Annotated in this window: 19 protein-coding genes; 5 read left to right on the top strand and 14 right to left on the bottom strand. The window is 42.7% G+C overall.

The features are described from left to right. Nucleotides 1-48: 48 nt before the first annotated feature. The 4 genes from NO992_RS16975 to NO992_RS16960 all read right to left on the bottom strand — a co-directional run bounded on the left by NO992_RS16975 (nt 49) and on the right by NO992_RS16960 (nt 5,555). Nucleotides 49-1,500, bottom strand: a complete 1,452-nt coding sequence (locus NO992_RS16975; protein WP_010376815.1) for a TrkH family potassium uptake protein — start codon at nt 1,498-1,500, stop codon at nt 49-51. Nucleotides 1,501-1,563: 63 nt separating this feature from the next. Continuing rightward, nucleotides 1,564-2,181: a YigZ family protein gene (locus tag NO992_RS16970; protein ID WP_371379177.1), complete on the bottom strand. Its 618-nt coding sequence runs from the start codon at nt 2,179-2,181 to the stop codon at nt 1,564-1,566. A 67-nt stretch (nt 2,182-2,248) separates the two neighbouring features. Beyond that, the gene (gene pepQ / locus NO992_RS16965; protein WP_371379174.1) at nt 2,249-3,571 is read right to left on the bottom strand and encodes a Xaa-Pro dipeptidase; all 1,323 of its coding nucleotides are present in this window, start codon (nt 3,569-3,571) and stop codon (nt 2,249-2,251) included. 94 nt (nt 3,572-3,665) lie between these two features. Beyond that, complete coding sequence (locus NO992_RS16960) at nt 3,666-5,555, bottom strand: transglycosylase SLT domain-containing protein (RefSeq protein WP_371379171.1); 1,890 nt, start codon at nt 5,553-5,555, stop codon at nt 3,666-3,668. Nucleotides 5,556-5,835: 280 nt separating this feature from the next. Here NO992_RS16960 and fadB point away from each other — a divergent pair, with 280 nt between their 5' ends. The 3 genes from fadB to tusA all read left to right on the top strand — a co-directional run bounded on the left by fadB (nt 5,836) and on the right by tusA (nt 9,853). After that, the gene (gene fadB, locus NO992_RS16955; protein WP_253106279.1) at nt 5,836-7,998 is read left to right on the top strand and encodes a fatty acid oxidation complex subunit alpha FadB; all 2,163 of its coding nucleotides are present in this window, start codon (nt 5,836-5,838) and stop codon (nt 7,996-7,998) included. Nucleotide 7,999: 1 nt separating this feature from the next. Beyond that, complete coding sequence (gene fadA / locus NO992_RS16950; RefSeq protein WP_211867390.1) at nt 8,000-9,169, top strand: acetyl-CoA C-acyltransferase FadA; 1,170 nt, start codon at nt 8,000-8,002, stop codon at nt 9,167-9,169. Nucleotides 9,170-9,613: 444 nt separating this feature from the next. Beyond that, on the top strand, nt 9,614-9,853 hold the full coding sequence (gene tusA / locus NO992_RS16945; RefSeq protein ID WP_010376829.1) for a sulfurtransferase TusA: 240 nt from the start codon (nt 9,614-9,616) through the stop codon (nt 9,851-9,853). Nucleotides 9,854-9,921: 68 nt separating this feature from the next. On the opposite strand, the gene NO992_RS16940 is transcribed toward tusA, so the two are convergent. The 10 genes from NO992_RS16940 to dnaA all read right to left on the bottom strand — a co-directional run bounded on the left by NO992_RS16940 (nt 9,922) and on the right by dnaA (nt 23,809). Next, nucleotides 9,922-10,368, bottom strand: coding sequence for a hypothetical protein (locus NO992_RS16940; protein ID WP_371379166.1), 447 nt, complete (start codon nt 10,366-10,368; stop codon nt 9,922-9,924). Nucleotides 10,369-10,439: 71 nt separating this feature from the next. Beyond that, on the bottom strand, nt 10,440-12,509 hold the full coding sequence (gene glyS / locus NO992_RS16935; RefSeq protein ID WP_371379163.1) for a glycine--tRNA ligase subunit beta: 2,070 nt from the start codon (nt 12,507-12,509) through the stop codon (nt 10,440-10,442). Then, nucleotides 12,509-13,411: a glycine--tRNA ligase subunit alpha gene (gene glyQ, locus NO992_RS16930; RefSeq protein ID WP_010376835.1), complete on the bottom strand. Its 903-nt coding sequence runs from the start codon at nt 13,409-13,411 to the stop codon at nt 12,509-12,511. Before glyQ ends, glyS begins: the two co-directional genes overlap by 1 nt. Before the next feature lie 306 nt (nt 13,412-13,717). Further along, on the bottom strand, nt 13,718-15,430 hold the full coding sequence (locus tag NO992_RS16925) for an AIPR family protein (RefSeq protein WP_371379159.1): 1,713 nt from the start codon (nt 15,428-15,430) through the stop codon (nt 13,718-13,720). A 303-nt stretch (nt 15,431-15,733) separates the two neighbouring features. Then, a complete protein-coding gene (locus tag NO992_RS16920; RefSeq protein ID WP_371379155.1) occupies nt 15,734-16,384 on the bottom strand; it encodes a hypothetical protein in 651 nt (216 codons plus the stop codon). 473 nt (nt 16,385-16,857) lie between these two features. After that, nucleotides 16,858-17,481, bottom strand: coding sequence for a hypothetical protein (locus NO992_RS16915; protein WP_371379152.1), 624 nt, complete (start codon nt 17,479-17,481; stop codon nt 16,858-16,860). Between the two features lie 290 nt (nt 17,482-17,771). Further along, on the bottom strand, nt 17,772-20,189 hold the full coding sequence (gyrB, locus tag NO992_RS16910) for a DNA topoisomerase (ATP-hydrolyzing) subunit B (protein WP_010376837.1): 2,418 nt from the start codon (nt 20,187-20,189) through the stop codon (nt 17,772-17,774). A gap of 12 nt (nt 20,190-20,201) precedes the next feature. Further along, entirely contained in the window at nt 20,202-21,290 is a 1,089-nt protein-coding gene (gene recF / locus NO992_RS16905; protein ID WP_010604162.1) for a DNA replication/repair protein RecF, read from the bottom strand. 4 nt (nt 21,291-21,294) lie between these two features. Further along, complete coding sequence (gene dnaN, locus NO992_RS16900; RefSeq protein WP_371379204.1) at nt 21,295-22,398, bottom strand: DNA polymerase III subunit beta; 1,104 nt, start codon at nt 22,396-22,398, stop codon at nt 21,295-21,297. A 10-nt stretch (nt 22,399-22,408) separates the two neighbouring features. Next, nucleotides 22,409-23,809, bottom strand: a complete 1,401-nt coding sequence (dnaA, locus tag NO992_RS16895; protein WP_019647537.1) for a chromosomal replication initiator protein DnaA — start codon at nt 23,807-23,809, stop codon at nt 22,409-22,411. A gap of 607 nt (nt 23,810-24,416) precedes the next feature. Between dnaA and rpmH the strand changes: the two genes are divergently transcribed. Together rpmH and rnpA are read left to right on the top strand one after the other, a co-directional pair. Further along, complete coding sequence (rpmH, locus tag NO992_RS16890) at nt 24,417-24,551, top strand: 50S ribosomal protein L34 (RefSeq protein ID WP_010376846.1); 135 nt, start codon at nt 24,417-24,419, stop codon at nt 24,549-24,551. A gap of 6 nt (nt 24,552-24,557) precedes the next feature. After that, nucleotides 24,558-24,992 (top strand): ribonuclease P protein component, encoded by a 435-nt coding sequence (gene rnpA, locus NO992_RS16885; RefSeq protein WP_010376847.1) that lies wholly within the window; start codon nt 24,558-24,560, stop codon nt 24,990-24,992. Nucleotides 24,993-25,107: the final 115 nt, after the last annotated feature.

Below are 25,107 nucleotides of genomic sequence, written 5' to 3'. Positions count from 1 at the left end.
ACTGTCAGTTGTAGGCTCTCAGCAAAAGAGCCCACTACTTAAGCACAGTTACCCACGCCAGAAGGTAGGAGTAAATAAGACTAACAGTGTGAAGATCTCTAAGCGACCAAAGACCATTGCAAGCGTAAGGATCCACTTCGCGGTATCACTAATATCACCATAATGCGCCGCAACGTCTCCCAACCCTGGTCCCAAATTGTTTAGACAAGCCGCAGTTGCTGAAAATGCAGTAATGTTATCGAGTCCCGTCCCCAGCAATGCAATCATAATAATCACAAACACCAGTGCATAAGCCGAGAAGAACCCCCATACAGCCTCAACCACTTTATCTGGTAGTGCCTTTCGACCCAATTTTATCGAGTATATAGCACGCGGATGCACTAAACGATTAAGCTCACGGATCCCCTGTAAATAGAGCAAGAAGACACGTACAACCTTCATACCACCACCCGTAGAGCCAGCACAGCCTCCAATGAAGCTGGAGAAAATCAAGAGAATAGGTAAAAACAGCGGCCAGGTTGAGAAGCTATCGGTCGCAAAGCCCGCGGTAGTACTAATTGACACAGCCTGAAACATCGCTTGATCTAAGGTCTCATCACCCGTTTCATAGACATTGTTTGACGACAATACCGCAAAACAAATCACCACCAACGCTAACTGGATAAACAGAAAGACTTTAAACTCAGGATCTCGCAAATAGGCTTTAATATTGCGACTCGATACCGCAGCATAATGTAGCGAGAAGTTAATGGCAGCAATCAACAAGAAGACGACACAAATAACATTAATAAATGGATTATCGAAGTAACCCATAGAAGCATCATAGGTTGAGAAGCCGCCGATGGCTATCGTGGCAAACGCATGACAGATAGCATCAAACCAATTCATTCCTGCTATCCAGTAAGCCAGCGTACAAGCCGCCGTTAGAGATACATAGATATACCAAAGGTGCTTGGCGGTATCGGCAATACGCGGTGTCATTTTTGAGTCTTTAACTGGACCGGGTGTTTCGGCACGATATAACTGCATGCCACCAACCCCAAGCATAGGAAGAACGGCTACGGCCAATACGATGATCCCCATACCACCAAGCCACTGCAACTGCTGGCGATAGAATAATACCGCTTTGGGTAAATGTTCTATGCCCGTCAAGACCGTAGCCCCTGTAGTTGTCAGCCCAGAAAAAGCTTCAAACACGGCATCTGCTAGAGATAGATTCGGTTTATCTAAGAAAATGAGCGGCAATGACGCAAACGACCCCAGTACCAACCAGAATAAGACAACGATTAAGAAGCCTTCTCTGGCTTTAAGATCGCCGTTTTCCTTGCGGTTTGGGTAGTAGGCAAACAGACCCATTAGCACACTAAAAATGAAAGCTAAAACAAAAGGTACACCACCACCATCTTTGTATATCAAAGATACAATGGCTGGTGGCACCATAGTGATACTAAATAGAGCGACTAACTGCCCGAGTATTTTTATTATGGTACGAAATTGCATTTTGTACGCTGCGCTTTTTGTTATTTAACCAGAGGTTAATTAGTGAATGTAAAGAAGTAGAGCCTACTCCTTGAGTTGCTTAAATAATACAACACCATTGGTTAATTCATAAATAGCATCAATGATTTGTTGTGTTTCACGACTATCTACTGCTATTTTCCAGGTAATATTAGCAGCGTATTCTTTATCTAAATTTAGCACTGTAAACTGACTTTGTAATAGCTGCTCTATCACACCTTGAAGATGGTAATCACTGTGGCCAACAATAATAGAAGCAGGTACCTTTTTAGTCGTGCTTAGCTGTGCTAGCGCGTTATTAAGCGTACCACCATAGGCTCTGACCAATCCCCCAGTGCCGAGCTTAATACCACCGAAATAACGCGTCGTCACCGCAGTGATCTCACCAATCCCTGATCCCATCAGCACATTAAGCATTGGCTTACCAGCGGTCCCGTTAGGCTCACCATCATCAGAAAACCCTAACACATGGCTGCCACCTGGTGCCCCAGCGATGTGTGCCCAACAATTGTGTCTTGCATCGGGATACGTGTCATTAATCTGTTTAATAAACGCTTTAGCATCTTCGATGGTTGGCGTGTGGGCCAAATGCACGATAAACGTGCTTTTCTTAATTTCCTCATGATGACTCAGTGATCCACTCGGAATGAAATATTCAGACATAATGTTCCAAACTAAAAGGGAGCCAATCGGCCCCCAAATATACTTACTTTTAGCGCTAGAAGTCAGCTTACTCGAGGCCGAAATCTCGCGTCATATTTTCTAGTCTATCTTCATGCACAATGATGTTATCTTCAATACGGATACCACCGTAAGGCTTCAGTGCATCAACCTTATCCCAATTGATATACTGTTTGTTTTCTGTTTGCGCCAAGTTTTCCAACAATGAATCGATGAAGTATAACCCAGGCTCAATAGTGAACACCTGATTAGCCTCTATCTTACGAGTACAACGCAAGAACGGGTGACCTTCAGGTGGTGCTTGGTGCGTACCGGCTTCATCAGCCATGAATCCGCCCATATCGTGTACCTGTAAACCAATATGGTGACCGAGACCATGAGGGAAGAAAGTGGAAGAAATCCCCTTCTCGACGATGGCCTGAGCATCAAGCTTAACAATACCAAAGTCACTCAGCACTTGTGCCACGCGATTATGACAATCGATATGCAGCTCACCGTATAGTTTGCCCGGTTGTAATGCTTTACCCAACTCAATTTGGTGATCGTTCATGACTTTCACCAACTCGGCAAACTCACCCTGTTTAGCAAAATCATAAGTGCGGGTAATATCTGACGCATAACCGTTAAAGTTTGCACCGGCATCAATCAAAAATGACAAGTGCTTACTCGGCGCTTTACGCTCAAAATGGGTATAGTGCAAAATCGCACAATTTTCATTCAAGGCGACAATATTGCCATACGGTGTATCGTTTTCCATATGCTGAGTTGCATTAAGATAAGCTTGTTGAATTTCAAACTCGGAGCCACCAGCAAAGAAGGCATCGCGTGCCGCCATATGACCAAGCACACCAAGACGGCTCGCTTCACGTAAACATGCCATTTCATACTGAGTTTTATATGCACGATGATAATGCAAGAAGTTCATCACCGGCTCTGGATTCACTTGAGTAAAGCCAAGCGCTTGTGCAACCTCTAAATATTCACCGATATAGGCATAGTTTGCTTTGTCGTATGGCAGTAGCTGTTCAACCTGATCTGGCTTAACCAGCAGTTGAATATCAAAATACTCTGCCCAAAAATCTCTCGGCTCGTCAGGCACTTTATGCCAAAAATCAACCGGACGATAAAAAATGAGTTTCGGCTTGTCACTGCCATTGACCACAATCCAGCAATGCGGATTATCGATAACAGGCAACCAAGCTTTAAATTGCGGGTTAACTTTAAACGGATAGTACATATCATCAAGGAATTGACGCTTTGCTTGCCCCGAATGGATCACAAGTCCATCCAGTCCTTCTCGTTCTACTATCGTTCTTGTACGCTGTTGCAACGTGGCAATATGCTCTGCGTATAAATTTGCTAACTTATCCATGGTGTACCCATTTTCAAAAATTCACATACTATCGAGTCTATCATAGCTGCTACCTAAAAACGACGAACTGAGTCTAAGCACCAGCCATGTGCGGTTATTTCACAATTTTCATATCCAAGATACTTGCCAATATGTTGCCATCACGACCAAGACGGGTATGGTAAACCTGTCGATATGCCATCACATTTTTCACGTAGTCACGTGTTTCTCGATACGGGATCAGCTCAATCCAAAGTTCAGCAGGCATGGCCTCTGACGGCAGCCAACGCTTAATTCTATGATAACCCGCGTTGTACGATGCTGTCGCCAAAATTTCATTTCCGGCATTTTTACGCTTCAAATACTCTAAATAACTAGTCCCCAAACGAATGTTTGTGGCCGGATGATATAGGCGATTTTTTGCCACGCGCTTGCGGTTATTAACGTATTTGGCGGTGCTTGGCAGCAGCTGCATTAAACCGTGAGCATCCGCACTCGAGCGCGCATCCGGAGCGAAAGAGCTTTCCCGGCGAGCAATCGCAATGCTCCATGCGATATCGACTCGATTACGCTCACTATATTTAGTGAACAGATCTTTAAACGCCATCGGGAAACGTAAATCAACGTAATCCCAAGCTTTGATCTGTGCAAGAGTAAAAATAGTGCTGTCGTACCAATCAAACTCAGCGGCCAATATGGATGCTGCAAGCTTTTCCTCTTTGCTTGAGGTGTTAGTAAGGTAGTTCCACTCTCGGCGTGATTGAGTATACCTTTCCAGCTCGTATAAAGCCTTTGCTCGCTTAAAACCAGGCGCATGAGATACTCTTTCTACAATGCTGGGGTCAACATTTAACGGCTCTTCATTTAGTGAGACTGGTAATCCTAACCGGGCAGCAGCCAAAAAGCCGTAGTAATCACGCTCTTGTGCTAATTGCTGCCAAATCTCGTTAGCCTTCGCCAATTCGCTACGCTTCGCGAGGCTATATGCAAGCCAGTATTGTTGACCATTGCTAAGCTGCTCGTGACCCACGAATAAGGCCGAGATCCCTTCCCAATCTTGTTCTTTCAGCATGTTACTCATCAGCCACTGGAGTAGCTTTTTGTCCTGCAGCGATTTCGGCACTTTATTAAGCCAAAACCGTGCATCTTCATGGCCTTTAGACGCAAGCGCCAGAGCAAAACGATAAGCAACACTATCCTTTTGCTGTTGGGTAAAGGTAAACATATCCTGCATCTTCTGCCATGCACGCAGTGCTAAATCAGGATCACGCCAAACTAGGCGCCTTACACCATATACCGCAATTTCGGCTTCTTTTTCAGTACGTTTACCAAAACGATAAAGCCCCGCTGCGGAACTCGGATCTTGGCGAACCTTTTTATAAAGCTCGGCAAGATACGCCTCATTTTTTGGTAACAGCTTCTCAAGATAATCTAGCAGTGACGTTTGACCTGATTGCGCGGCACTGGAAATACGTTGCCAGACACGTTCAGGCGTTCTATACCCCGCCTTTTGCCATTGGCTAAAAAGGCCATCACAGGCTTTAGGCTGAGACTTTCCCACCGTCCAAATATCGGTTACCTGATCAAGAATGGCTTTTTTTGGAGCGCCTAAATCCAACTGATACGCTAAATACGTACACTTGAGTTCAATATCGCTGGTCTCACGATAAAACTCGATGAATCGTGCTTTCTTTTCATGACGCTTTAAATAATCGAGCCAAGCAGAGCGTACTGGCCATTCTAATGGGGTGTGTTCGTATACCGTTAAAAAGTGCTGAATTTCTTGCTGGTACTTGAGCTTAGGATGACGTTCATAAAACGCCTTTTCAACGTACGGCTTAAGTGGGTGATCGAGCTGCGCTGTTGCAGCTTTAAAATTACTATAATTACCAGACCAAGCGACACGCTCAGCCTCTTTAAATTCGTCGTGAGTGCTATCGGCTGCACAGAGCCAGCTCACCATACATAAGCTGCCTGCAGCTAAGCGGGGTAACCAATATGTCATGCAAACCCTTTTTTATCTGCCAAAAGAATACACACCTAAATTGAAATACAGCCAAATTATGCTTATCTAAAGATGGCGCTGAAGACCAAAATTCGGCTTGTCACTTGCGAGCGAGCTCATAAATGACACTAAATGCGAGGTGCGTAAAGCCACCATAGCAAACCGACTCAGGTATTTCAGTAAATGTGCGGTAAATTTTTCATTGCAATTTGCCGCCAAAGGATCCACACTGATTGAAATTACAACTCATCGTACCAGTGTAAAGCACGGGAGAACATGTATGTTAATCAAACGCGAGTCCTTTGTAGTTGATTTTTGCAAAGGCAATATCGCTGAGTTTAAGTTTTGCCTACCAGGCTCAGTAAACAAACTATCTCAGCAAGTACTAAAGGAAAGCCACGAAGCGCTTATCGAATTGAGCCAACGCGACGACATCGACGGCTTAATTTTTACCAGCGACAAAGACCACTTTATTGTCGGCGCTGATATTTTTGAATTCCTTCCGACTTTCCAACGCCCAGAAGAAGAACTTGTTGGTTGGATTAAAACCGCAACCGATGTCTTCGACGCAATAGAAGATTTACCTTTCCCTACACTATCTGCAGTAAATGGCCTCGCGCTTGGCGGTGGTTGCGAGTGGTTACTTGCCACGGATTACCGTATCGCAACCGACAACGCAAAAATAGGCCTACCAGAAGTTAAGCTTGGCATTATGCCAGGCTTTGGTGGTACCGTAAGACTTCCTCGCTTAATCGGCGCTGACAACGCAATGACGTGGATCACCACAGGTCAAGAAAATCGAGCGAATGACGCACTAAAAGTGGGTGCGGTTGACGGTGTAGTGCCTGCTGACAAACTCATGGCTGCCGCTATTCGTACCTTAGAGCAAGCCATTGCAGGTAAATTGGATTGGCGCGCGAAACGCCAAATCAAGCTTGACCCATTGAAGATGAATCGTGTTGAACAAGGCATGAGCTTTGGTATGGCTGAAGGCTTAGTCATGGCAAAAACCAAAGGTCATTACCCTGCACCAATGATGGCAGTACAAACGCTTAAAGCAGCAGCTAACCTTAGCCGCAGCGAAGCGATGGCACTCGAAAACCAAAACTTTGCTAAGCTTGCCAAAACGGCAGAAGCCGCAGCGCAAACCGGTATTTTCTTAGCGGATCAATACATCAAAACGGTTGCCAAGAAACAAGCGAAACAAAGTAAAACAGAGATCAAACAAGCTGCGGTACTTGGTGCTGGTATTATGGGTGGCGGTATCGCTTACCAATCAGCCTACAAAGGTACGCCAATTGTCATGAAAGACATCCAGCAAAGTGCCCTAGACCTTGGTATGGGTGAGGCTGCAAAGCTACTTGGCAAAAAAGTACAGCGCGGCCACATGTCGATGGACAAGATGATTGCCACTTTGGGTAAAATCAAAGCAACACTCAACGATAACGACCTACAAGGTTCAGACATCATCGTAGAAGCCGTTGTTGAAAACCCTAAAATCAAAAAAACGGTATTAGCGAGTTTAGAGTCGCAACTGCCAGAAGGTACCATCCTAACTTCAAACACGTCGACTATTCGCATTGATGAGTTAGCCACCGCACTTGAGAAGCCAGAAAACTTCTGTGGTATGCACTTCTTTAACCCAGTGCCAAAAATGCCATTGGTAGAAATCATTCGTGGTGAACAAACATCGGATGAAACCGTTGCCGCAGTGGTAGATTATGCCTTAAAGCTTGGCAAGTCTCCTATCGTTGTTAACGATTGCCCAGGTTTCTTCGTCAACCGTGTTCTATTCCCTTACTTTGCAGGCTTCAGCCAACTTGTTGTAGAAGGTGCTGACTTCGCAAAAGTAGATAAGGTTATGGAAAATGTCTTCGGCTGGCCAATGGGCCCTGCGTACCTACTAGACGTAGTGGGTATCGATACAGCAAACCACTGTACTGGCGTAATGGCTGATGGCTTCCCTACTCGCATGGCACGTAAAGACAAAGATCCTGTCGCAGTACTTGCGGGTGCCGAGCGCTTTGGTCAGAAAAACCAAAAAGGCTTCTATCAATACGCTCCAGATCGCAAAGGTCGTCTGAAGAAGAGTAAAGACGACAGCGCGCTTGAGTTGCTGAGCGGTATTTGTGACGCACCAACTGAATTTGATAAACAAACGATTATTGAGCGTTGTATGGTGCCAATGATCAATGAAGTGTTACTGTGTCTGCAAGAAAACATTGTTGCTTCACCGCAAGAAGCAGACATGGCACTGATCTATGGTATCGGCTTCCCTCCATTCAGAGGTGGTGCATTCCGCTATCTAGACCAAATCGGCCTCGCAAACTTTGTAGCAATGGCTGACAAGTACGCTCATCTTGGTGAAATTTATCAGGTTTCTGAGCAAACTAGACAGTGGGCAGATGAAGGTAAAGTGTTCTATCAAGTGGAGGGCCAGTAACATGGAAAACGCGGTAATCGTAGATTGTATTCGTACCCCAATGGGCCGTTCAAAAGGCGGTGTATTTAAGCATAAACGTGCCGAAGACCTCAGCGCGCACTTGATGAAAGGCCTACTTGAGCGTAACCCTCAAGTAGCACCAGACTCAATTGATGACATTTACTGGGGCTGTGTACAGCAAACTTTAGAGCAAGGCTTTAACGTTGGTCGTAACGCTGCACTCTTAGCTGGCATTCCTCACACCGTACCGGCTGTAACCGTAAACCGCCTATGTGGTTCGTCAATGCAAGCATTGCATGACGCAGCTCGCGCCATCATGACTGGTGCTGGTGACACTTACCTTATCGGTGGTGTTGAGCACATGGGTCACGTACCAATGACACATGGTAATGACTTTCACCCAGGCCTTGCGACGTCTGTAGCACAAGCTGCCGGTGTGATGGGGTTAACGGCTGAGTACTTAGCGCTAATGCACGGTATCAGTCGTGAGCAGCAAGATGAATTTGCCGTACGTTCACACCAGCGTGCACATGCCGCAACCCTTGAAGGGCGTTTTGCAAAAGAAATCCTGCCAATGGAAGGCCATGATGCCGATGGTACACCTGTACTTGTCGAGCATGACGAAGTTATCCGTCCAGAGACAAGCTTAGAAGGTCTAGGGCAGCTACGTCCTGTATTTAACCCTGCATCGGGTACGGTAACTGCAGGTACCTCTTCAGCGCTTTCTGACGGAGCTTCAGCTATGTTGGTCATGAGCGAGTCTAAAGCGAGAGAACTCGGTCTTCCAATTCGTGCTCGTGTTAAGTCAATGGCAGTCGCAGGTTGCGATCCTTCCATCATGGGTTATGGTCCAGTTCCAGCATCACAAAAAGCCTTGAAACAGGCGGGCATTACTATCGATGATATTGATGTTGCAGAACTAAACGAAGCCTTTGCAGCGCAATCACTACCAGTGCTAAAAGACCTAGGTCTACTAGACAAGGTAGATGAGAAAGTGAACCTCAACGGTGGTGCAATTGCACTCGGTCACCCACTGGGTTGCTCAGGCTCACGTATTAGCACAACGCTTATCAACCTAATGGAAGAGAAAGACGCGAAGTATGGTCTTGCAACTATGTGTATTGGTTTAGGCCAAGGCATTGCTACCGTATTCGAGCGCGTAGAGAACTAATTCCAACCAGCTGGTACTGGGCTTTTATAAGACAATACCAGCGCACAACTTCAACTTGGTGACCAAGGCAAAACGGCACAGCTGTTTTGCCTTTTTTATTACCTGCATTTACCTCACCTCAGGTTGGCTAATACCAATTATCTTAATTAAGTGGTCTATTTTGAGGCGAGAAAATCTTGTCGATAACACCGCTACCGCGTCCTGCTATCGCTGAGGTACCTACATCCATGTAGGCAAGGAAAATATTTTGCTATTTAGTTGTTCTAAATGAGAAATTTTTAACGCAGTTAGCGTCAGATTTGCTCCTTCAAATTGAGCAAGTATTAAGACTAATTGGTATCAGGCCTGAGTTATCCAAACTTGAGCTTACTTACAACATGCGGTTAAAATAGCAATTTCCGTAATTAGCAACGTAACTAACAATAACTAACAAGGCCACCCACTATGAGTTTTGATAATACCGACCATACCTTAGATGCAGTAGGCTTACGTTGTCCGGAGCCGGTAATGATGATTAGAGGCATGGTGAGACGGATGAACTTAGGTGAGACGTTGTTAGTTATCGCAGATGATCCATCAACGACAAGAGACATTCCGAGCTTCTGTGAATTTATGGATCACACTTTGGTAGCCAAAGCAGTGGCCGAATCTCCCTACAAGTATGTGATTAAGAAAGGTCAGTGATCTCCTCTTTAACACTCTGTTTGAGCTCGTGAGTCATAGACAATAAAAAAGCGGCAGATGCCGCTTTTTTAAGATTTTACAATCACCACCTTTGGTGAACGAGGATTACGATAATCTAAGCGGATTTCGTACCAGCCTTTTTTACTTGGCTTGAAGCTAAAGTAGTTATACACCGTGTTACAATCCGCGACCAGCGGTTGTCCTAGCGTTAACTGCCCTTCACTCTTATAGCCACAGTTGTAGCCTTCACTCCACTGCTCATCAGCAATTTTAAATTCATACACTTTACCCGGGCTCATGAATCTTGCTTTTGTTGCGTAGATCCCCGGTTGTGTTTCTTCTAGGCGATACTGAGGTTCGGCATCCCACAGAGTGAAGTCACCGCGTAGATACATTGTCTTATCCAACTCACCGGCAACAACCGCTGAAGTTGAAGTCGTTGGCAATTGAAAGTTACTACTACAAGCGGTAAGTGCTAATAGCGCAATCGCCATTGCCCCTTGTTTTTTAATCATAGCTAGACTGCCTTTTACTTGCTTTTACCAATCAGCAAAAAGCCAGCAGTTGCTGGCTTTTGTATCAGCAATTAATTTTGTAACACTGAAATATCTGCAGTATTAAGGAATAACTTACTTAATTGACCAAGTAGTGCTAAACGATTGGCCTTAACCGCTTCATCGTCCGCCATTACCATAACATTATCAAAGAAGTTATCTACTGCTTCACGTAAACTTGCTAAACGCGTCAGTGCAGTTTGATAATCACCTTCAGCGTAAACAGGTGCAAGCTCAGCAGTTAACGCAGCAACTTGTGCAGCCAATGTTTGTTCAGCTTTCTCTTGAAGGAGTGAGCTCTCCACCGCAGCTTCTGACGCGACGTTATTCTTCGCTAAAATGTTGTTTACACGCTTATTGGCAGCAGCTAACGCTTCAGCTTCCGCCAACGTTCTAAAGTGACTAACCGCTTTTACTCGGCGATCAAAATCAACTGGGCTCGTTGGACGTCTTGCAAGTACTGCTTGGATCACATCCACGCTGATACCTTCATCTTGGTACCAGGCACGGAAACGACCTAACATAAACTCAACCACTTCATCGGCAACATTTGCATTGCTTAGCTTATCACCGAATAACGTCATTGCTTTGGCAACGATATCCTGAATGTCTAATGGTAGTTCTTTTTCTACCATAATACGCAATGCGCCAATGGCAGCACGACGCAGTGCAAACGGGTCTTTATCGCCTTTTGGTGTTTGGCCGATACCAAAAATGCCAACCAAAGTATCAAACTTATCCGCAAGCGCCACAGCAAAACTGATTGGGTTAGACGGTAGATTATCACCAGCAAAACGCGGCATATATTGCTCATTTTGTGCTAGCGCGACTTCTTCCGCTTCGCCATCAATGCGCGCGTAATGCATACCCATCACGCCCTGAACGTCAGTAAATTCCATGACCATTTCAGTCATTAAATCGGTTTTACTTAGTAAACCCGCACGCTCTGCTAGTGCCTTATCAGCACCAAGCTGCTCCGCAATAAAACCAGCGAGTGCCGAGATACGCTCTGACTTGTCTTTTAGTGTGCCAAGCTGCTTCTGAAATAACACTGAATCAAGTGACTCAAGACGACTTTCCAGCGTTTTCTTCTTATCCGTTTCAAAGAAGAACTGAGCATCTGCCAGACGTGGGCGAACCACTTTCTCGTTACCCGAGATCACCACGCTCGGATCTTTACTTTCAATGTTAGAAACAAACAAGAACTTGTTGATCAAGTTGCCTTGCTTATCTAACAGTGGAAAGTATTTTTGGTCGTCTTTCATGGTGTAGATAAGTGCTTCATCAGGCACTTGCAAGAAAGCTTCTTCAAAAGAAGCAACTAAAGTTACTGGCCACTCGACTAGTGATGTAACCTCTTCAAGAAGATCTTCATCCATCGCTACTTGCGCGCCGAGCTTTTCAGCTTCAGCTTCAATTTGGCCACGAATTAACGCTTTACGTGCTTCGTAATCCGCAATAACGTATGCACCTTTTAGCACTGCATGACTATCATCAGCATGTTCAACACGAACACGCTCAGGGTGATGGAAGCGATGTCCTTGCAACTCATTGCTGATGGCTTTACCTAGCACTTCACCTTCAACTTGTTGACTACCCAGTAGTGCAGCCACAGTATGCACAGGACGGATAAATTGCGTCTTGTTCGCACCCCAGCGCATCGGCTTTGGAATAGGTAACTTAGCCAGTGCTTTGTTGATCACATCGCTTAGTAACGCTAAGGTCTGTTGCCCCTCTACTTTCGCTTTGTGTAGCAGCCAAGTGCCTTTATCAGTTTCTAAACGCTCAGCATCATTAATATCAATACCACAACCACGAGCCCAACCTAGCGCCGCTTTAGTCGCGTTACCATCGGCGTCAAATGCAGCCTGAATAGCTGGACCGCGCTTTTCAACCACTTTGTCGGCCTGTTGCGTTTGTAATGCTTTAACTTGAATACCTAAGCGACGAGGTGATGCATACCAGCTCACGCCTTCATGGCTAAGCTCTAATGCTTCAAGCTCTTGCCTAGTATTTTCTGCGAATGACTCAGCAAGGTTGCGTAACGCCTTTGGTGGTAGCTCTTCGGTACCAATTTCTACGAGTAAGTTTTCAGTCGACATTATTTATCCTTACAAAGCGGGAAGCCAAGTGCTTCACGTGCGTCATAGTAAGCCTGTGCACAGGCTTTTGATAAAGCACGAACTCTTAATATATAGCGCTGACGCTCAGTTACTGAGATAGCATGACGTGCGTCTAACAGGTTAAATGCATGAGATGCCTTCATTACCTGCTCATAAGCTGGTAAAGGAAGCCCTGCTTCGATTAGCTTTTCGCTTTCTTTTTCACACTGGTCAAACTGCTTAAATAATGCCTCTACATCCGCATATTCAAAGTTATATGTCGACTGTTCGATCTCGTTTTGCATGAACACGTCACCGTAAGTTACGCGCCCCATTGGACCATCAGTCCAAACGAGATCATAAATGCTATCTACACCCTGTATATACATCGCAAGGCGCTCTAAACCATAAGTAATTTCACCCGTTACCGGTGAGCATTCAATACCGCCAACTTGCTGGAAGTAAGTAAACTGAGTCACTTCCATGCCATTCAACCATACTTCCCAACCTAATCCCCAAGCACCTAGCGTTGGTGACTCCCAGTTGTCTTCAACAAAGCGCACTTCATGCGTTAATGTATCAATGCCCAACGCTTCTAAAGAGCCTAGGTAGAGCTCCTGAATATTTTCAGGCGATGGCTTCAATACAACTTGGAATTGGTAGTAATGCTGAAGACGGTTAGGGTTTTCACCATAGCGACCATCCGTCGGGCGGCGACAAGGCTGTACGTATGCGCTCGACATTGGCTCAGGACCAATGGACTTAAGGAAGGTCATCGGGTGGAATGTACCCGCACCAACTTCCATATCTAAAGGTTGAGCTACAACACAGCCTTGCTGCGCCCAGTAATCCTGTAAAGCCAGGATCAAACCTTGGAAGGTTTTGATATCGTATTTTTGCATAGTTGGCTTATTTTTATCTGGTACTTATCGTATGTAAACGCCTACAGTAATTTGGCGCTCACGCTAGATTCAATGATTGAAAATTATGCTCAGTATACCGCGAGCGCAGGAGGGTTTTAAGCTTTAAAGCATAAAAAAAGGAGGGAAAATCCCTCCTTTTTACTAGATGTTTGTGAGATCTCACAATTAGTGACAATAACACCCATGTGGATTAAGGTATTAGCAAGGATTGTGAGAAAATCTTCAAGAGGGAGTTTCTCATAATCCTTTGTAGTTTCCGCGAAAAGTCTCACATTTGAAGAGAGCTTAATAGCTAAATTGAAGTTGTTCTTTCAGAAACTCTTTAAAGCGTACTTGAATCATTTTACGCGCGTCCGTCAGGGTAGTTTCTGAAGGTTTAAAGAGTGTAAGTATACGCTCAAGCTCATCTATACATTGCTGATTAGTAAGATCGGGTCGAGCATTACGCATATACAAGATGTAAAATACTTTTTGCTCTATTTTTTGTAAAGTGTCAGTCGCTGAATCATACGATTTCTTGATTTCAAAGTAACTTTCTATAATTGTTGGAGATTCCGAAATATTGAAGTTTCTCTCGGAAAAAATATCATCGTAGTATTTTCCAAAAATATGTTGTTTTTGATTTGAAGATTTTTCAGGGTTACCTTGGATAGCAAACAGGATCTGACCAAACTGTTCCATGCTAATTTTATAACGGTAATCTTTTTGATCATCCATTCCCGTATCACCATTCTTTCGCGAATAAATAATATCGTGCTCATCTAACAATTGCTCTAACTGTATCTGCAAAGTACTTAAAGATTTTAGATCTACATTTGAGATGGAGTTTTGACTATTAGTATATTCAGCAATCTTATTAACAGCATCACTGTTCGATGCGTTAAATACGCGTACCAAAACTTCACTTTTGGATAAGTAATCAGTGATATTATCCTCATCCTGAGCATTGAAGTTATGCAAGGTTCTTAGTGTTTGGCCACCATTGAGTACCTGGAAATCATTTATGGATATTCTGATCTTTTTGTTCCCGTTTACTGGCTCAGCCTTTATATCCTTCGCAACTATCGTCATGCCATTGTTGTACATGAAAAACTTACTAGGTTCTTCTTTTAGCGATTTAGCTATCGCCTCGTTGTATTTAGACTTTTGGACAAATCCGCGAACATTGTCGAACAAAACACCATAGTCAATACGCTCTTTTGCCAAAACTTCTATATGTTCACAATTATAGTTATTACGCAACTCAGGAGTTTTACAAGTGATACGAATAATGTCAGCAGCATTGAGCCTTATAATATACGACTTAGATGTCGAGATAGTGTTTTCTGAATATGACATCAAGGCATCTGTATCAATTATTAGTTCTGCCGCAACTGGCGTGGGCCTAATAGACATCATAGCTTTTATTTGAGGCAAACAGACCGAGAGAACTTCCATATCATAAAAGTCTTTTAATTGCTGGATCGAGGTTTCATCTACGTTGATTGGAACAGGCTCATTACTCATCATGTAAAGCGACGTTTTCCATACATCGTTGGAGTTTAATCTCTCTATAGCCTGATCAACTAGATACTTGAGCTTTCCTTCCAACCCATCTGAATTTCCATTTAAGATACAGTTAACTAATTTAGTCGATACAAACGCATCATTTGAGCTTTGCATTTGACCAGGTTTAAACGTTTCTCTGAACTTAAAGTTGAACAGCATTATCTCTTTAGTATCATCATTAATGTAAAGAGCATCTATACCTTGATCATTGTAACGTTCATTAGTTAGGTGAGCATTGTATTCAGTGTCAGTAATAATATCGCTGATGCGATCAAGGTCTTTTTCATCGCATAAGCTCTCCAGCATGAAAAGGTAAAAACCAAACCGCTCTTTTAACTTATCTTTTTCAGGGTAATTAGTAAAATTCGCACCCTTTGCGTAAAGGTCAAAGTACTTTTTACATTTGATATTTAACAATTTGAAGTCATTTAAACTAGCCACTGCGGTCATGATAATAATCCCTTGTTTTTTTCACTTTACTACTAATAGAAATGGAGAACAATGCACTTAGTACATGTGTAACAGATATATTGGGGTTCTTTAAACTAGCTTATTAACCTGATGTCATGGAAGTAGTTTCCCATTTTTAGTTGGATTTTTTGAGTATTTTCAACTCAACAAAGATATTCCTCATTAATCTTCCATGTTGTTATCAAGGTTCTTCATGTTACTTTCATCTAATGGATGAATTCTAACAACTAAGCGATCACTCTTAATCTACATGAGGACACCACAACACCTACATTTATGAGTCTAAAAATCTTCTGTTTTTTGTTGGATAAGTTGCTCAGATTTTCTGATTAGTTGAGCTGGCAATGAGAACTTTAACGTTAGCCAAGCCTGATATTCGTCACTAGTAACAACTAGGTCGATCTCTCGAGCGTCATCCGGGAGTAAATGAATAAGCTCAACAATATTTTTTGCGTGATTATGATCAGTGTTATTCAGGTCAATAAAGGCATATGTAAGCTGGCCTTGATTTAATGCAACTGATTCGAAGGCATTGATTTTTGCAGTGAGCTCTGCCTCATTAGCCAAAGTCTTTTTAAGCTCTATCAAATCTAGCTGCACACTATTGCTCAGCAAAACTGCCAGTTGAAATTTCTTTACTAATGCAACGAAGGCTTGTTGGTAGAGCAAATTAGAGAATTCTGAAACTAGCGGAACTGACCATAATTGCTTTTCCTGAAAAGCGAGCACAGCAGTAAAATCATTTGATAAAAAGCTTATACCATCTTTGCATAATAATGTTTCACCACTATCTTCACTGCAATCATAGTAAGTACTATCGCTCAAAAAGTCCGCATAGACCATTCCATAGTCATATTGTTTAAATAGCTGTATTTCAGCTCCATGAGCAGAGCCCACAAGTGCACAAAATAAAATGATAAATACTTTGCTCATTTCTCTCTCCTAAAAATATTTCACCATTGGTAAAATTTATGTATGAACACTCAAGCTTATGTATAACAAGTCTCCATAAGCCCAGATCAAGGTACCCAACACTATTAATACACCACCAAAGAGTTGGCCTAACCTAATTAGAGCATCATTTCTTCTTCTAAACGCGGCTGTATTTCTTTCACTTATCCCTTGAATAATTGAACCGATTCCAAATGCAGCAAGTAGTGACTCCCCCATCGCGGCCCATAACGTAACTATTGCACCGCTTCGCCCGAACCAAGCTGCGGGATCATCACCGTAGTAACACCAACCACTATATGCGCTAAAGACTGTAAGTATAGATAATAAAAAATAGATATATGCTCTAATAAGTCGCCAACAATTGTTGTAGCAAATTTTGTTATATGTTTTTAACACACGCTTAAATACTTCCAATGTAAAAACTCCTGTTCAACTTAGATTTATACAAATAGCTAAACTCTTGGGAAGCTCTTTGGAACAGGACCCACTATCGACTCATAGATTTCCGACAATTTCATATGGCTCAAGGCTCCATCCTTCTCATATTGACTTAACCATTGAATGCAAGAGGTAGGAACCTGAATTGGAATTCTGCTCGCTCCATTTGCAAGTAGCCAAATCGTTCTCGTCACACCGTCATCGATAGCCATATAAGGAAATGTTATTTCTTTCACTTCTTTAATTTTCTTAAACATAAGCATCTTGCGCTCATAAGTAATATGATGACTTTTAGTTTGATAACAAACGACATTGGCAACTGGTACAGGGTTTTTGCTTCCAATGCTAAACCCCTGTTGCGCTCGATTAAACTTATAGTCATTACGCCAAATAGTTTCATTACCGTGTGATAGCGCATGCTCTAAGCTGTATGGTTCGTTCCTCCATAACTCAATGAATTTATCAGAGTCGATGAAAACGATGGAATGTTCCTCACCATCCCCTGAGCAATCGCGAAGCGTCATATAGACATCTCCAGCCCTTGCCGTTGCTACTTTGAACAGAGCGTTGATATTCCCGTATGGGTCACGATAACTTGAGATCATATACTTTATTCCTTTACGCTTATTTTTTATCATTCGTTATTCGTCCCCTCCATTTAAGGCGCAAATGAATGTATTTGTCAAAGCTCCACGACTTTCATCTCTTCCCCTCGATATAGCCTCTGACCTGAGGTTATTGGCCAGTTTTTGAATTAATCTCTATAGAAATTTCAAATATATTTATACTTAAAATTTATGAATTCATACATTGGTATTCTTTTCTTGTGTGGTAGTACGCATCCAAATTTCAGGCATAAAAAAGCCATCCTAATTAGGATGGCTTCTTAGTAACTCTCACGAATTATGAGATCCCACAATGTTTGAGTTTACACGTCTAAGTTAACAACTCTCAGTGCATTTGTTTCGATAAACTCTCGACGAGGTTCAACTTGGTCACCCATCAAGGTTGCAAACAATTGGTCTGCAGCAATGGCATCTTCAATGGTCACACGTAGCATACGGCGAGCACCTGGATCCATCGTTGTTTCCCAAAGTTGGTCAGGGTTCATCTCACCCAATCCTTTATAGCGTTGTGTATACAAGCCACGCTTAGACTCTGAGATAAGCCATTCAAGACCAGCCTCAAAATATTCGATTGCTTGAGTCTTCTCACCACGCTGTACATAACCGCCTTCGCTGATCAAACTACCAATCTGACGACCCGTGTTCGCAATGCGGACATAATCTTTAGATGTAATAAAGTCGAAGTTCAAAGTATGCGCTTTATCAACACCGTGCTGACGAATATTGATCACCGGATAATACATGTGGCGCTCTTCATCAAATGCGACTTCTGCGTTGAAGATAGTAGCGTCTTCGTCTTTCTTCACAAGATCAGCAACCAAGTTTTCAGTCCACGCCGTTACTTTTGCTTCATCAGATAAGTCTGACTCGGTTAGCTCTGGGTGATAAAGCAAACGGTTCATGATTGAAGACGGATACTTACGCTTTAAACGCTCAATGATATCTATCGTATTCTGATAATCATGTACTAGGTTTTCTAGTCTGTTACCAGTAATTGGCTCTGCACCTTCCGACGGATATAGTGATGCTTCGTTTAGCGCTAATGTCGTTAAATATGAAGTTAGCGCATTATCATCTTTAATATAACGCTCTTGCTTACCCTTCTTCACTTTATATAGTGGAGGCTGAGCAATATAGACGTAACCGCGTTCGATGATCTCTGGCATTTGACGATAGAAGAAAGTCAGTAGCAGTGTACGGATGTGTGAACCATCCACGTCCGCATCGGTCATGATGATGATGCGGTGATATCTTAGCTTTTCAGGGTTATATTCATCACGGCCAATACCACAGCCTAATGCAGTAATTAGTGTTGCCACTTCCTGAGAAGAAAGCATCTTATCAAAGCGTGCTTTTTCTACGTTCAGGATTTTACCTTTGAGCGGCAGGATTGCTTGGTTCTTACGATTACGACCTTGCTTAGCAGAACCACCCGCCGAGTCACCCTCCACTATATATAGTTCAGAAAGTGCAGGATCTCGTTCTTGGCAGTCAGCGAGTTTACCCGGTAGACCAGCTAAATCCATAACGCCCTTACGACGAGTCATTTCACGAGCCTTACGTGCAGCTTCACGTGCGCGCGCAGCATCAACGATTTTGTTTACAACGGTTTTTGCATCGCCTGGGTTTTCTAGCAAGAATTCAGTTAGCTTTTCAGCCATCATTTGCTCAACAGCCCCTTTCACTTCACTAGAAACGAGCTTATCTTTTGTCTGTGAAGAGAATTTAGGATCAGGAACTTTAACACTAACAACAGCGGTCAAACCTTCACGGGCATCGTCACCCGTAGCACTGGTTTTATACTTTTTATTAAAGCCTTCTTTTTCCATGTAGGTGTTAAGCGTACGCGTAAGTGCTGCACGGAAACCCGCTAAGTGAGTGCCACCATCGCGTTGAGGAATGTTATTGGTAAAACAGTAGATGTTTTCTTGGAAACCATCATTCCATTGCATAGAGACTTCTACGCTAATACCATCATCACGCTCAGTCGAAAAATGGAAAACACTTTGATGAACTGGTGTCTTCTTACGATTTAGATACGCAACGAATGCTTGAATACCGCCTTCGTATTTGAAGTGATCTTGTTTATTCTCTTCGCGCTCATCATTCAAAATGATGCTCACACCAGAGTTAAGGAAAGATAATTCACGTAGGCGCTTAGCTAGAATATCGTAGTGGAAATTTGTATCTGAGAACGTTTCAGCACTTGGCCAGAATCTCAATTCTGTACCAGTAGATTCCGCTTCACCGATAACACCTAACGGCGCATCTGGAACACCCATAGTGTATTTTTGCTGATGCACTTTGCCATCACGGCGGATTGTTAATTGTAGTTTTTCAGAAAGTGCATTTACAACAGAAACACCTACACCGTGCAAACCGCCAGATACTTTATATGAGTTATCATCAAATTTACCACCGGCATGTAGTACAGTCATGATAACTTCTGCCGCAGAAACCCCTTCTTCTTCATGAATTGAAGTTGGGATACCACGACCATTATCTCGAACAGATACAGAGCCATCGGTATGAATTGTTACGAAAATATCGTCACAATATCCTGCTAGTGCTTCGTCGATTGAGTTATCAACGACCTCAAACACCATGTGATGTAAACCAGTACCATCGTCTGTGTCACCGATATACATTCCCGGACGCTTTCTTACAGCATCCAATCCTTTAAGTACTTTAATACTCGACGAATCGTAATTTTCCGACATGGTTTCTTCCAATTATTTTGTTATTAAGCTGCCATGTTCCACGTGGAACATTTTAATTTCACGTTCCATTGGTTCAATAACGGCGGCAATACTTTCTGGAGTAATAGCAGTGATAAACAGCTGTGACTGACATTGCGCCAACAGACGCGATACAGCCACCTTAGTATCTTCACTAAGCTCCGAAGGTAAATCATCAATAAGCAGTATTGACTGCTTATTACTCTCTTGGTCAATCAAACTGTTTTGCATTACTTTAAGTGCATACAGTAATAACTTGAGTTGACCACGAGAAAAAATATGTTCTACGCTGTTTCCTTGAGTATAAAAGTTAAAGTCAGCCTTATGCGGCCCTTTACTTGTATAGCCAAGTTTTACATCTCGCTCTAACTGATTTGTTAATACCTCAGCTAGTTCCCCCTTCCAGCCCGCTTGAAAGCGAATTTCAAGGCCTTTAAATATAGGGCTTATATCCCCTATCTTATCAAAAAAATGCGTCTGAAACCTACCTATATAAGCCTCTCTAAACATATTTATTTGCTCAGCAAGGCGCACAAACTCTTTATCCCAATAACTTAGCTGGGATTGGAGATCTCTCGGTTTAGATTTCAATAAAGCGTTACGTTGCTTGAGCACCTGATTAAACATTTTCCATGTGGAATAAAACTGATGTTCCACGTGGAACACACCTAAATCAAGAAACTTACGACGCTCTTTTGGACCACCAAAAAACAGCTCATAGCTTTCAGGCGTAATAACTTGAACAGGTAGAACCTGCGCTAATTCTGCCACTTTCCGGCTTGCCTGCCCTTGAATTCGAAGCTTAGTTTCACCACTGGTATATTTACTAATGCCAAGCGGTATAGACAAGTTATGTAGTTGTTTTTTTGCATGAACAACGCAATGAGAAGCCTCATGCTTGATCATTAATTTTTGCAGATTGGTACGGAAAGATTTACCACTGGAGAGAAAGTAAATGGCTTCGAGCAGACTGGTTTTACCGCTACCATTTTCACCGAGAATGACATTAACCGCATTGCTAGGTGAAAGCGCCATCGCCTCAATGTTTCGAAACGCATTGAGGCTAAGGTGAGTTAAACTCATAACTCTATAAACGCATCGGCATAACTACATACATTGCATGTTCGTCACCAGCGGCTTCAATAAGCGCACTGCTGTTCGCATCAGAAAGCGTAAATTGTACATCTTCAGACTTTATTGTATTTAACACGTCTAATAAGTAAGAAACGTTAAAACCAACTTCAAGATCATCACCTTGGTAACCTACCTCAACAATTTCTTCAGCTTGCTCCTGCTCTGGGTTATTGGCACTAATTTTTAATTGTCCATTACTCAGATTCAATCGTACGCCACGAAACTTCTCGTTAGAAAGAATAGATACACGCTGAAATGCACTACGTAGCCAGTCGCGATTTGCGGTAACCAACTTGTCCCCGCCTCGAGGTAATACGCGACGATAATCAGGGAATCGCCCATCCACCAGCTTACTCGTGAAAGTAAATTCGCTGTCGATGATACGCACATGATTAGCGCCAAATTGAATGGTGATAGTTTCATCATCCGCAGGCAGTAAGCGCATGATCTCTTGCACGCCCTTACGAGGAATGATCAATTGACGTTGTGTTTGCAATGACTCAGGTAATTTTTGCTGCGCAATTGCCAAACGGTGACCGTCAGTGGCTACCGTTTTAATTTCATTATTATCTACCTCGAACGACATACCATTTAAATAGTAACGTACGTCTTGGTTAGCCATAGAGAAATGCGTTGCTTCTAGCAATTTTCTAAGCTCTAAACGCGTTATGGCAAACTCAACCTCACCGTCCCACTCTTCAAGATTAGGGAAGTCTTCAGCGGCTAAGGTTGTCAATGAAAAGCGACTTTGACCGCTAGTCAGTAGCAATTGATGCTCTTGGCTACTCAGCACTAAATCCGAGTTATCAGGCAAGCTCTTACAAATATCTAGGAGCTTTTTCGCCGGTAAAGTGATCTTGGCGTCTGTCACATTGGTTTCAAGGGCAACAGATGCAACAAGCTCTATCTCTAAATCTGTACCTGTCATATGTAACGCGCCATTTTTCACTTCTAGCAATACATTAGACAAAATAGGCAGTGTATGTTTGCGCTCAATGGCACCCGACACCTGTACCAGTGGCTTTAAAAATAGTTCTCTTGGAATCGTTATTTGCATCATTTAACCCTTAAGAAGACAGCGTTCTAATTAAGTTTTGATAATCTTCTTTTACCTCATGACTTTCATCACGAAGTGCTTTTACTTTTCTACACGCGTGTAACACGGTGGTATGGTCGCGGCCACCAAATGCATCACCTATTTCTGGTAAGCTATGGTTTGTCAGTTCTTTAGACAATGCCATGGCAACTTGTCTTGGTCTTGCAACTGAACGGCTACGACGTTTTGACAATAAGTCAGAAACACGAATTCGATAATATTCCGCCACGGTGCGCTGGATATTATCGATGGTAACGAGTTTGTCTTGTAGCGCTAATAAATCGCGTAGCGCTTCTTTAACAAAATCGATAGAAATTGGACGACCAGTGAAGTTGGCATTAGCTATCACGCGGTTTAACGCACCTTCTAACTCTCGCACATTAGAGCGTAATTTCTTAGCAATAAAAAAGGCAACTTCGTGTGGCAAGTTAATATTACTTTGTTGCGCTTTCTTCATTAAGATAGCAACGCGAGTCTCTAATTCTGGTGGCTCAATAGCAATAGTTAACCCCCAACCAAAACGCGACTTCAGTCGGTCCTCAACCCCTTCTATTTCTTTAGGGTAACGGTCAGAAGTTAGAATAATTTGTTGGTTGCCTTCAAGCAGCGCATTAAAAGTATGGAAGAACTCTTCTTGCGAACGCTCTTTGTTTGCAAAGAATTGAATATCATCAATCATCAATGCATCAACGCTGCGGTAGTAACGCTTGAATTCTTCAATGGCATTATTCTGTAGTGCTTTAACCATGTCCTGAACAAAACGCTCTGAATGCATATAAACAATTTTTGCATCCGGTTTTTGTTCAAGAATACCATTGCCCACGGCATGTAATAAGTGTGTCTTACCTAAACCAGTTCCACCATAGATAAATACGGGATTGAATGCAGAACCTGGGTTATCTGCAACTTGCGTTGCAGCGGCTTTTGCCAGTTGGTTAGATTTACCTTCTACAAAGTTATCAAAGGTGTAATTCTCTTTAATATTAGCCTTGTGCGAAGATTTAGGAGCGGGCTCAACTTTTTCTACCATCTTTGGCTGAGTGCCCTGCAACATCGAGGTGTTATCGGTCGCATGACCTACACTTGTGGCTTTTTCGTTAGATACACTTGGTTGTGCAGCTAACACAGGTTTGCTGCCTACATCAAAGTGCAACTCTGGTGCTTCATCACCACAGATTTCAATCAGCAGTTCATTGATGCGGTGGAGATACTTTTCTCGTACCCAATCCAATACAAAACGATTCGGCGCATAGATAGTTAGCGTATCATCAGTACTTTCTGCCTGTAGTGGTCTTACCCACATGCTAAATTGCTGAGATGGCAATTCATCTTGCAAAACATATAAACAACTTTGCCAAACCGACAGATACACTCTGAACTCCAATAGGTTTTGATTCCCGGGAATAAAAAATAGAGCATTCAGATCTAAAAAATCAGATCTAAATGAAAGGATCGCCGGAAATACTTAGTTTTTATTACAAAATCACTGGTGGAAGCGGGGTATTATGAAGTGATCTTATCCACAAGTTCAATATTGACATTTAGAAAAAGCAAGATCTCACCCTAGCAAAAAAATAAACACATGAAATTTAAAGGTTTTTATTTTTTACCCACAAGTAAGATCATAGCAAAAAACTCTCCCGATCTCACCCCAAAATTAAGATCAAATTTAGTTTTCCAGAGCTTTTCCTATTCTTACTAAATGCTATAATGCCGCCCATCGGATCAGATCTATGCAGATCGATTTCGTATTGATCCTACTTTATGTAGATCGTCTATGTTTGCTCGATAGCTTTGCCAAGTTTTGTCTATATATAAGGATAAAGAAATCCTACTGTGGATTATTTAGCCACAGAGAACAGATTTTGATTGACTTTAGACGCGCTCAGCTTTAATATCTCGCGCTCGCAATGGCACCTGTGCCAGGATCGCGACCTGCATAGGATGTTTTAACTTTTAACCGATCGGATGGAATTGTTATGAAAAGAACTTTTCAACCTAGCGTACTTAAGCGCAAGCGCACTCACGGTTTCCGTGCTCGCATGGCGACTAAGAACGGTCGTAAAGTATTAGCACGTCGTCGTGCTAAAGGCCGTAAAGTACTTTCTGCTTAATATTTAGTGGAAGACTTTAGCTTTAGCAGGGAGTTACGTCTGTTAACTCCCTCGCATTACTCCCGCATATTTCAAGAGCCAGCTCGCGCTGCTACGCCTTATTTTACTCTACTTGCAAAACCAAATGATGTTGGTCATCCAAGGCTCGGTTTAACTGTAGCAAAAAAACGCTGCAAAAAAGCATGTCAACGAAACCGTATCAAACGACTTGCCAGAGAAAGCTTTCGATTAAATCGTCATAAACTTGATAACATCGATATTGTGTTGATGGTCAAAACCGGTGTTGACGAGCAATCTAATGAAGAGCTAACTAAACAGCTCACTAAGATGTGGCGCAAAATAAATGAACGTTGTAAGCCTGGTGCACCTAAACCACCTTTTAAGCCAAAGCCTCAACACAAGCGTTCAAAAAATCCTCAAGCTAACGCGAAAAAGCAATAATCTGCTTTAGCCTTTCCTTTTTACGGCGCATTTACCCTTGCTAGCATAGTAATTTTACGCCAATTAAGGTAAGGTTAGCTCACCTTTTAATCAGCTATATCAATGGAAAAATAGT

Origin of the sequence: Pseudoalteromonas sp. DY56-GL79, assembly GCF_041414765.1 — a bacterium.
Classification (GTDB): domain Bacteria; phylum Pseudomonadota; class Gammaproteobacteria; order Enterobacterales; family Alteromonadaceae; genus Pseudoalteromonas; species Pseudoalteromonas piscicida.
The sequence above is the reverse complement of the archived record's forward strand: the minus strand, read 5'-3'. Positions and strand labels throughout refer to the sequence as shown.

What these genes read in the sequence shown, in the direction of transcription:
- NO992_RS16920 (WP_371379155.1), bottom strand. Translation starts at nt 16,384, where the DNA reads ATGAGCAAAGTATTTATCATTTTATTTTGTGCACTTGTGGGCTCTGCT.
- dnaN (WP_371379204.1), bottom strand. Translation starts at nt 22,398, where the DNA reads ATGCAAATAACGATTCCAAGAGAACTATTTTTAAAGCCACTGGTACAG.
- NO992_RS16970 (WP_371379177.1), bottom strand. Translation starts at nt 2,181, where the DNA reads ATGTCTGAATATTTCATTCCGAGTGGATCACTGAGTCATCATGAGGAA.
- fadB (WP_253106279.1), top strand. Translation starts at nt 5,836, where the DNA reads ATGTTAATCAAACGCGAGTCCTTTGTAGTTGATTTTTGCAAAGGCAAT.
- NO992_RS16940 (WP_371379166.1), bottom strand. Translation starts at nt 10,368, where the DNA reads ATGATTAAAAAACAAGGGGCAATGGCGATTGCGCTATTAGCACTTACC.
- recF (WP_010604162.1), bottom strand. Translation starts at nt 21,290, where the DNA reads ATGAGTTTAACTCACCTTAGCCTCAATGCGTTTCGAAACATTGAGGCG.
- rpmH (WP_010376846.1), top strand. Translation starts at nt 24,417, where the DNA reads ATGAAAAGAACTTTTCAACCTAGCGTACTTAAGCGCAAGCGCACTCAC.
- NO992_RS16960 (WP_371379171.1), bottom strand. Translation starts at nt 5,555, where the DNA reads ATGACATATTGGTTACCCCGCTTAGCTGCAGGCAGCTTATGTATGGTG.
- gyrB (WP_010376837.1), bottom strand. Translation starts at nt 20,189, where the DNA reads ATGTCGGAAAATTACGATTCGTCGAGTATTAAAGTACTTAAAGGATTG.
- NO992_RS16915 (WP_371379152.1), bottom strand. Translation starts at nt 17,481, where the DNA reads ATGATAAAAAATAAGCGTAAAGGAATAAAGTATATGATCTCAAGTTAT.
- NO992_RS16975 (WP_010376815.1), bottom strand. Translation starts at nt 1,500, where the DNA reads ATGCAATTTCGTACCATAATAAAAATACTCGGGCAGTTAGTCGCTCTA.
- NO992_RS16925 (WP_371379159.1), bottom strand. Translation starts at nt 15,430, where the DNA reads ATGACCGCAGTGGCTAGTTTAAATGACTTCAAATTGTTAAATATCAAA.
- glyQ (WP_010376835.1), bottom strand. Translation starts at nt 13,411, where the DNA reads ATGCAAAAATACGATATCAAAACCTTCCAAGGTTTGATCCTGGCTTTA.
- fadA (WP_211867390.1), top strand. Translation starts at nt 8,000, where the DNA reads ATGGAAAACGCGGTAATCGTAGATTGTATTCGTACCCCAATGGGCCGT.
- glyS (WP_371379163.1), bottom strand. Translation starts at nt 12,509, where the DNA reads ATGTCGACTGAAAACTTACTCGTAGAAATTGGTACCGAAGAGCTACCA.
- pepQ (WP_371379174.1), bottom strand. Translation starts at nt 3,571, where the DNA reads ATGGATAAGTTAGCAAATTTATACGCAGAGCATATTGCCACGTTGCAA.
- tusA (WP_010376829.1), top strand. Translation starts at nt 9,614, where the DNA reads ATGAGTTTTGATAATACCGACCATACCTTAGATGCAGTAGGCTTACGT.